The sequence below is a fragment of the Lysinibacillus sp. RC79 genome (assembly GCF_041262405.1).
Classification (GTDB): domain Bacteria; phylum Bacillota; class Bacilli; order Bacillales_A; family Planococcaceae; genus Lysinibacillus.
Genome location: NZ_JBGCCD010000060.1, coordinates 1 through 7,659 on the forward strand (window position 1 = coordinate 1; position 7,659 = coordinate 7,659).

At 37.4% G+C, this 7,659-nt stretch carries 9 protein-coding genes; all 9 read left to right on the top strand.

All coding sequences use genetic code 11. The features are described 5' to 3' along the window. The first annotated feature begins 351 nt into the window (after positions 1–351). The 9 genes from ABH968_RS27470 to sigB all read left to right on the top strand — a co-directional run bounded on the left by ABH968_RS27470 (position 352) and on the right by sigB (position 7,520). Positions 352–1,452, top strand: coding sequence for a LolA family protein (locus ABH968_RS27470; RefSeq protein ID WP_370049162.1), 1,101 nt, complete (start codon positions 352–354; stop codon positions 1,450–1,452). Positions 1,453–1,670: 218 nt separating this feature from the next. Then, on the top strand, positions 1,671–2,792 hold the full coding sequence (gene alr, locus ABH968_RS27475; protein WP_370049164.1) for an alanine racemase: 1,122 nt from the start codon (positions 1,671–1,673) through the stop codon (positions 2,790–2,792). Positions 2,793–3,137: 345 nt separating this feature from the next. Further along, on the top strand, positions 3,138–3,401 hold the full coding sequence (locus tag ABH968_RS27480) for a hypothetical protein (RefSeq protein ID WP_370049166.1): 264 nt from the start codon (positions 3,138–3,140) through the stop codon (positions 3,399–3,401). 4 nt (positions 3,402–3,405) lie between these two features. Then, positions 3,406–3,756 carry a type II toxin-antitoxin system PemK/MazF family toxin gene (locus ABH968_RS27485; protein WP_049663446.1) on the top strand — a complete coding sequence of 117 codons (351 nt, stop codon included), beginning with the start codon at positions 3,406–3,408 and terminating at the stop codon, positions 3,754–3,756. Positions 3,757–4,471: 715 nt separating this feature from the next. Further along, positions 4,472–4,873: an anti-sigma regulatory factor gene (locus tag ABH968_RS27490; protein WP_370049168.1), complete on the top strand. Its 402-nt coding sequence runs from the start codon at positions 4,472–4,474 to the stop codon at positions 4,871–4,873. Positions 4,874–4,887: 14 nt separating this feature from the next. After that, on the top strand, positions 4,888–5,883 hold the full coding sequence (locus ABH968_RS27495; protein WP_370049176.1) for a PP2C family protein-serine/threonine phosphatase: 996 nt from the start codon (positions 4,888–4,890) through the stop codon (positions 5,881–5,883). Positions 5,884–5,955: 72 nt separating this feature from the next. After that, positions 5,956–6,300, top strand: a complete 345-nt coding sequence (locus ABH968_RS27500) for an anti-sigma factor antagonist (protein ID WP_370049170.1) — start codon at positions 5,956–5,958, stop codon at positions 6,298–6,300. After that, on the top strand, positions 6,287–6,757 hold the full coding sequence (gene rsbW, locus ABH968_RS27505; protein WP_370049172.1) for an anti-sigma B factor RsbW: 471 nt from the start codon (positions 6,287–6,289) through the stop codon (positions 6,755–6,757). The genes ABH968_RS27500 and rsbW overlap by 14 nt, the downstream gene beginning before the upstream one ends. Continuing rightward, positions 6,735–7,520, top strand: a complete 786-nt coding sequence (gene sigB, locus ABH968_RS27510; RefSeq protein WP_370049174.1) for an RNA polymerase sigma factor SigB — start codon at positions 6,735–6,737, stop codon at positions 7,518–7,520. The genes rsbW and sigB overlap by 23 nt, the downstream gene beginning before the upstream one ends. Positions 7,521–7,659: the final 139 nt, after the last annotated feature.

Genomic DNA, 7,659 nt, shown 5'->3' on the forward strand with positions numbered 1-7,659 from the left:
GAAAGCGAAGCGACAGCAACAAGGTGTTTTGTCTGTGCGAAAGCGAAGCGACAGCAACAAGGTGTTTTGTCTGTGCGAAAGCGAAGCGACAGCAAAAGGGTTTCATCTGCGCGAAAGCGTAGCGTCAGCGGCAACAGCACGAAGTTGGTCACTCAGTCGTTGCCACAGGACGTGGCGTTCTTAGACTGAGTTCCTCTATTTCAGCGGTTGTCCAAACACCCGCTGAAAGAAGTTAAAAGTAAATAAATTTCTGAGTGAGGATAAATATATTGCCCTTGTTCAAATGACATAACTGACAAATACGGTTCATATATTGTCGTAGTGGATTTGAAAGAAGGAAAGGGTGAAAGCGTGGGCAACCGTATAGTTAAATGGCTCGTCTTACTTTGTACGATATTACTTCTATCGGCATGTGGTACAGACTCACAGGAAAAAGTGTTGAAGAAAGTTAATGGGAAATGGGCAGAGGCAAATGGTTATGAATTGAATGCTACGATGGAGATTAAATCAGGTGGAGATCCGAAAAAATATGATGTAACAGTTTGGCATACGAAACCTGATTTCTATCGAGTAGAAGTAGTAGAAAGTGGGAAAGATGTTTCACAAATGATAGTGCGAAATGCAGATGGAGTTTTTGTTGTTACACCTACATTAAACAAAATGTATAAATTCCAAAGTGATTGGCCAAAGAAAAATAGTCAAGCTTATTTAATAGGCGCACTAGCAGAAGATTTAGCTCAAGATAAAAATTTAGTCATGAAAGAGGAAGACAAAGCATATATATTTGAAGCGGCTACTAGAAATAGCTATAAAAATAGTATGCCACATCAAGTTATAACAGTTGATAAGAAAACAATGCTTCCAACTTCCGTAGTAATTATGAATGATGTAAAAGAAGAGCAAATTCGTATCACATTTAAAAATATAAAATTAGGTGTTCAACACGCGGCTAAAGAGTATGCGGTTGACCAATTTACAGAATCAGATGAAACAAAAGGTGAACAAGCTACACCACCAGAAAAAGATAACAAAGATAACAAAGACGGTAAGGAGAGCAACAATAACTCGAATGGAAACGAAGGGAAAAAAGCAGTAAGTGCAGAAGCAGAAAATAAAGAGTTCCAAACACACTACCCTGTTGTAAAATTGGAAAATACGAAGATGGTGGAAGAGAAAGTAATGCGTGAGGGTGGAATGGACCGTGTCATCTTAACATTCGATGGTGATAAGCCATTTACGGTCATGCAACAACCAGTTACGAAAGAGACTGCAATGTTGCCAGTATCGTCACCTGGTGATCCGGTAGATTTAGGCTTTACGATTGGTGCTATTACCGATACATCTATTAGCTGGGAAAAGGATGGCGTTGAATTCTTTGTAGCTTCTAGTAAATTGACTCGTGAAGAAATGGTGGAAGTTGCCACTTCTATGACGATAGGTAGTATGAAATGATTTTTCTAGCTACAGCTTTCTATATGGAAAGCTGTAGCTTGTTAAGTAAAATAGTACAGTTTTGATGAAAATTAACACTGTTTAGAAAGTGTTAAGTCATATATGATAAAAGTTATGTAGAAAATCAGTCTAAAATAGAACAACTTATGTAAAAACAGTAAAGAAAAAGCAATTTGATCGTACATAATGTTTTAATAAAAAATAAAGAGGGTATTCTAATGAAGACACAGCAATATTTTAGACCAACCAAAGCAATTGTAGACTTACAAGCAATTCAACAAAACGTAAATAATTTGAAAAAGTTACTTCGACCTAATGTTCAAATTATTGCTGTCGTAAAGGCAAATGCATACGGTCATGGAGATGTAGCCGTTGCAAAAGCAGCACTTGAGGCAGGGGCAACAATGCTTGCCGTGGCAACGCCAGATGAAGCATTACATATTCGAGCACATTTTGAAGAGCCAGACATACTAATATTGGGTGCCTCTCCAGTTTCGTTTGTACCATATGCTGCACAACAGCGCATAATCCTTACGGCATTTGCAAGTGAATGGGTACAGCAAGCGGCTCCGTTCATAGCTAATGAAACAGATCCTTTACGACTACATATAAAAGTAGATAGCGGAATGGGCAGAATTGGCGTTCGTTCAGAACAAGAATTATTGGATCTATATCAAACTATACAGAATACAGTGAATGTGGAGCTTGATGGGATATTTACACATTTTGCGACTGCGGATGAAGAGGATACATCATACTTCGATAGACAGGTACAACTTTTTGAGAGATGTGTAACTGTACTGCCTGAAAAACCTAGACTTGTTCATGCATCAAACACGGCTACATCTTTAGTAAAAGATGCGCATTTACAATTTGATGCCGTTAGATATGGTATTTCGATGTATGGATTATCACCATCTTCTTATGTAGAAGGTATTTTACCATTTCCGTTACAGCCAGCGTTTTCGCTTGAAAGTGAGCTTGTTCATGTGAAACAGTTACAAGCAGGTGATTCAGTAGGCTATGGAGCTACTTTTGTGGCCTCTTCGGATATGTGGATAGGAACGGTACCAGTAGGCTATGCTGATGGAGTAATTCGCAAATTAGGTGGACAAGAAGTACTTATTGATGGCCAAAGAATGCCGATTGTTGGACGAATTTGTATGGACCAATGTATGGTTGCCTTGCCAAAAGCATATGCTATAGGTGAGAAAGTAACACTCATTGGTCGTCAAGGACAGAATGTTATTTCAATGAATGAATGGGCAGCAAAGCTTGAAACCATTAATTATGAAGTACCATGCATTATTACAGCGAGAGTTCCTAGATTATACATTTGACTTTAGATTCAACATAGAAGATGTTACTTCAAGAATTTTGTATAGGCGATCTTAAATAGCTGCAACATTTTTGGACAAAATGAATACTATACTAAAGCAACTAAGCAACTTGGTGAATAACAACTACTGAAAACCATGTTAGATTACCGAGAAGCTGAGTCATTCATAATTTGTGACATATTACAAGGTGAATGAATCGGCATATACCTTCGACAACCTACATATTTTTACAACTTGGACTTTAAATTGTCAGATATTTTGTCATTTCGTGTCTTTTCAACAATATCTTTCAATGGTAGAATGGGGAGTAATGAAAAGTGGATGGTTCCGTTGGAGGTGCTTGCTGTGTACGAGAAAAAGTTAAGAGAAGCTACAATTGCTGTTCAAGACAGACTATTTCTACAAACAAAGGAAGTAATTGAAAGTGAATCTATTGCGCGTATTTTGTCGCGCAAAGTTTTAATGCAGGAGCAACCAAATCAAATACGGGAAGCTATGATGAAAGGATATGTTGAAATGTCTCATATTAATCTGAGTATTGCAAGTGAATGCTTGCATGCAGAATATGAAGCACAACATACGGTGGAGCGTCTCGTTAGCGGGGGATGACACTTTGAATGTAAAACGTGGTGACGTTTTTTTTGCAGATTTATCGCCGGTAGTTGGGTCCGAGCAAGGGGGCACTAGGCCGGTGCTGATTATTCAAAATGATATTGGCAATCGATTTAGTCCGACTGTCATCATCGCAGCTATTACCGCACAGATTCAAAAAGCAAAGTTGCCGACGCACGTCGAAATCAATGCTGAAAAGTATGGTTTTGAACGTGACTCGGTTATTCTGCTCGAGCAGGTGCGGACGATTGATAAGTCAAGATTGACAGATCGTATTACGCAACTTGACCATGCGTTGATGGAGAAAGTTGATGGTGCATTGATGATTAGTTTAGGGCTTGTTAAATTTTGATATACATATGTGTATAGAGGCATCGAGATGAATTTTCATCTCGATGCTTTTTTTATCTTCATTCAGTAGGTGTCCAAACACCTACTGAAATAGAGGAACTCAGTCTAAGAACGCCACGTCCTGTGGCAACGACTGAGTGACCAACATCATGCTGCTGCCGCTGACGCTTCGCTTTCGCGCAAAAAACATCTGTTGGCCCAAAGCCTCCGGCGGATGTCACGGATTTTCAAAGGAATGAATAAAGGATGTTAGCCTAAAACCTTCGCATCCTGCGAAAACGGCTAACTGACCTGCATCGGTAAAAACGCCACGTCCTGTGGCATTGCCGAAATGACCGACATCGTGTCGCCCCTCGTGCAGGCCTGGACACAATTCAAAATCCAGACGCAATTACGCCAAGGCGAAATTGATAGTGTATTCTCAAATACTCCATTACCATAAATTGAAATCACTATTCAAAAATGGTATTAATAGATTTAAGATATACTCGAAATCTACATTTAGAATAGATTTTTGAAAAAATATCGAGAGGTTTAAGAAGGTATACATTTTATCCTCATACAACAACAGGGATTTGTCTGTGCGAAAGCTTAGCGTCAACAATGATTACGCCAAGGTAAAATTGATAAGATTATTAAATTATTTAAAGTATTTAGTTAAGTAGGTCGAAAAAAAGTGTAACAGTATAACTCCGAAAGGAATTGGGGGGACAGCAGTGACAATAAAGTCTTCGGTTGAAATTATTACTGAGTGGGATATAGTAGCAGCAAGACAACTGGGGCGTAACGAAGCAAAGGCACTTGGATTTGACACTGTTGATCAGGCTCGAATCACCACAGCTATAAGTGAACTAGCTCGAAATATATATTTATATGCAAGGTTAGGTGTCATTGAAATTGAAAAAGTTGAGACAGACATTGAGAAGAAAATAATTGTTATTGCAACTGATCAAGGTCCAGGAATAGAAGATGTTCGGAAAGTGATGGAGGATGGCTACTCCACTTCAGGAGGGCTTGGTGCAGGTTTACCAGGCGTTAATCGACTGATGGACAGTATGGTTATTCACTCGGTTATTGGAGAAGGAACAACGATAAGGGCTGAAAAATGGCTGCGTTAGGATGTGGAATTTTGTTGGAACGATTAGAATCTCAATATAAAAAGATTTTGTCAGATTATATGGCCGATCAAACTGAAAAGAATTTGTATATTGCTCAAAATTTCACTCGCCAGTTAATCCAAAAGAATATATCTCCAGAGGATGTTGTAAGTATTCATAAAAACGCAGTTGAGAAACTATTTCCACGTAGAATGAGTGAAGAACAGCTTGCATATGATTTTCTTATCGAAGTTATGGTGCATTATGGAATGGCTCATAGGGAGCACCAAAGTTTATTACAAAAACAAGCTGAGTATGAAATGGAAATGAAAATCGCTTCAAACATTCAGGAAACATTACTTAAAACAGACGTGCCACAACTTTCAAGTATTGATATAGGAATGATATCTATCCCAATCCGGAAGATGAATGGAGATTATGTACATCTTTTATATAATCGAGAGGATTATTTGAGTGTAGCTGTGACAGATGTGGTAGGTAAAGGTGTGCCAGCTGCATTATGTATGTCTATGGTGAAATATGGCCTTGAAACGTTAGAATATGCATATAAAAATCCTTCATATGTATTAGAGGTCATCAATCGAGTAATTGAAAAGAGTGTAGACGACAGTATGTTTGTTTCTATGTTTTACGGTTGCTTGGATACGCGAAAAAGTATTTTTTCTTATGCTTCTGCAGGTCACGAGCCAGCTCTCCATTATAGTGCTAAACATGATAAATTTTTCCCTTTGGAATCGACAGGTTTATTACTAGGGGTGTTGCCAGAAACGAAATATTCGTATAATGAAATTGCTTTGGAAGAAAATGATATCGTCATAATAATGACGGATGGTGTTACTGAATTCAGATCGCATGATGAATTGAATTCACGAGAGGTCATTACATCATTAATATTGGAAAATAAATACTTATCAGCTCAACAATTATGTAATCTTCTTTATAAGCAAATTGAAAAAATACAGGATTTTAAACTATCAGATGATTTTACAGTTACAATTATAAAAAAATAGTTATTTCGGTTTGAATTTTTGTAATTACGGGAATAGAAAAAAAGTCTAAAAAATATGGTGGAGGTGTGCTGCATGGACATGGCGATACACTTTAAAGAACTTGATAATAAACTATATGGATTTATCGAGGGCGAAATAGATACTTTTACTGCTTCAGGTCTTAGGGAGGAATTAGAGGCAGTGAAAATTACTGAAGGATTAGAAATAGTGCTTAATTTATCAAAAGTTAATTATATGGATAGTACAGGGTTAGGTATTTTTGTAGCCTTTTATAAAAGAACGTTACGTGAAAATGGTAAGGTTAAACTTGTTGGTTTGTCGAATAGATTACAAAGGTTGTTTGAAATTACTGGTTTAAGCGATTTAATGGATATTGAAACTGATAAAAAGGTGGATTACGAAAATGAAGGAATTTGATTATATTGAGATAAGGGTTCCTGCAAAACCGCAATTTGTCAGTGTGATTCGATTGACGGTTTCTGGCTTAGCTAGTCGGGTTGGGTTTAATTATGATGATATTGAGGATATAAAAATTGCAGTAAGTGAAGCGGTAACGAATGTTGTACATCATGCGTATAAGGACGAAGAAGAAGGAGAAATCGTCATTGGTTGCGCTTTGTATGAAAATAAAATAGAAATGATGATTGCAGATTACGGCAATAGTTTTAATTTTGAGGAAATAAAGTCGAAAATTGGTCCATATCATCCTGAAGAGGGTATAGCGGGTCTACGTGAAGGTGGTTTAGGGCTTTATTTAATGGAAACTTTGATGGATGAGGTGATGATAAATAACGATGGTGGCGTAACTGTTTTTATGACAAAGTATGTCGCTAGAGAGCGGGTGGAAAACAATGTCGAAAGAATCACCACATAAAACTTCGTCCAAGGAAGATATACTAAGGTGGATTGCATTGTACCAATCAACAGAGGATGATGAAGCACAAACAAATTTAGTGATGCATTATCGATATTTAGTTGAGTCCATTGCACGCAAATATTCGAATGGTAAATCTCATTATGATGATATTACTCAAGTAGGTATGCTCGGGTTGCTAGGTGCAATAAGACGTTTTAACCCTGATGTTGGTCGTAGCTTTGAAGCATTTGCTGTACCAACGATTGTTGGAGAAATAAAACGCTTTTTACGTGATAAAACGTGGGATGTTCATGTACCAAGACGGATAAAAGAATTAGGGCCGCGCATTAAAACAACAGTTGAAGCGTTGACAATTGAGTTGCAGCGTTCTCCCTCTATTATAGAAATCGCAGATCAATTAGAAGTGGAAGAAGAAGAAGTTTTAGAGGCTATGGAGATGAGCCGTAGTTACCATGCTCTTTCTATGGATCATTCAATAGAGTCAAATTCTGACGGTGGCACAGTAACGTTATTTGATATTATGGGTAAAGAAGATGACGGCTTTGAAATGACCAATAAAAGAATGATTGTATCTGACGCTATGAGTATTTTAGATGAGAGAGAAAGAGAAATAATTCAGCTTACATATTTAGAACAACTCACTCAAAAAGAAGTTGGGGAACGATTAGGGATTTCTCAAATGCATGTATCAAGAATACAAAGGAAGGCAATAAAAAAATTACAGGAATCTATCTTAGTAAGTGAAGGTGTTTCGCTCTAAAATTTTAGGGGGCTGTCCTAAATAAATATAGGTTGCTTAAATTTTAAAATGTACCCTATAAGATAGACACTTTCAAAAAGGTCATCTTATAGGGTATTTTTGTTTATAATGAAGAAAAAACGAGCGGTGGTTAATAGTA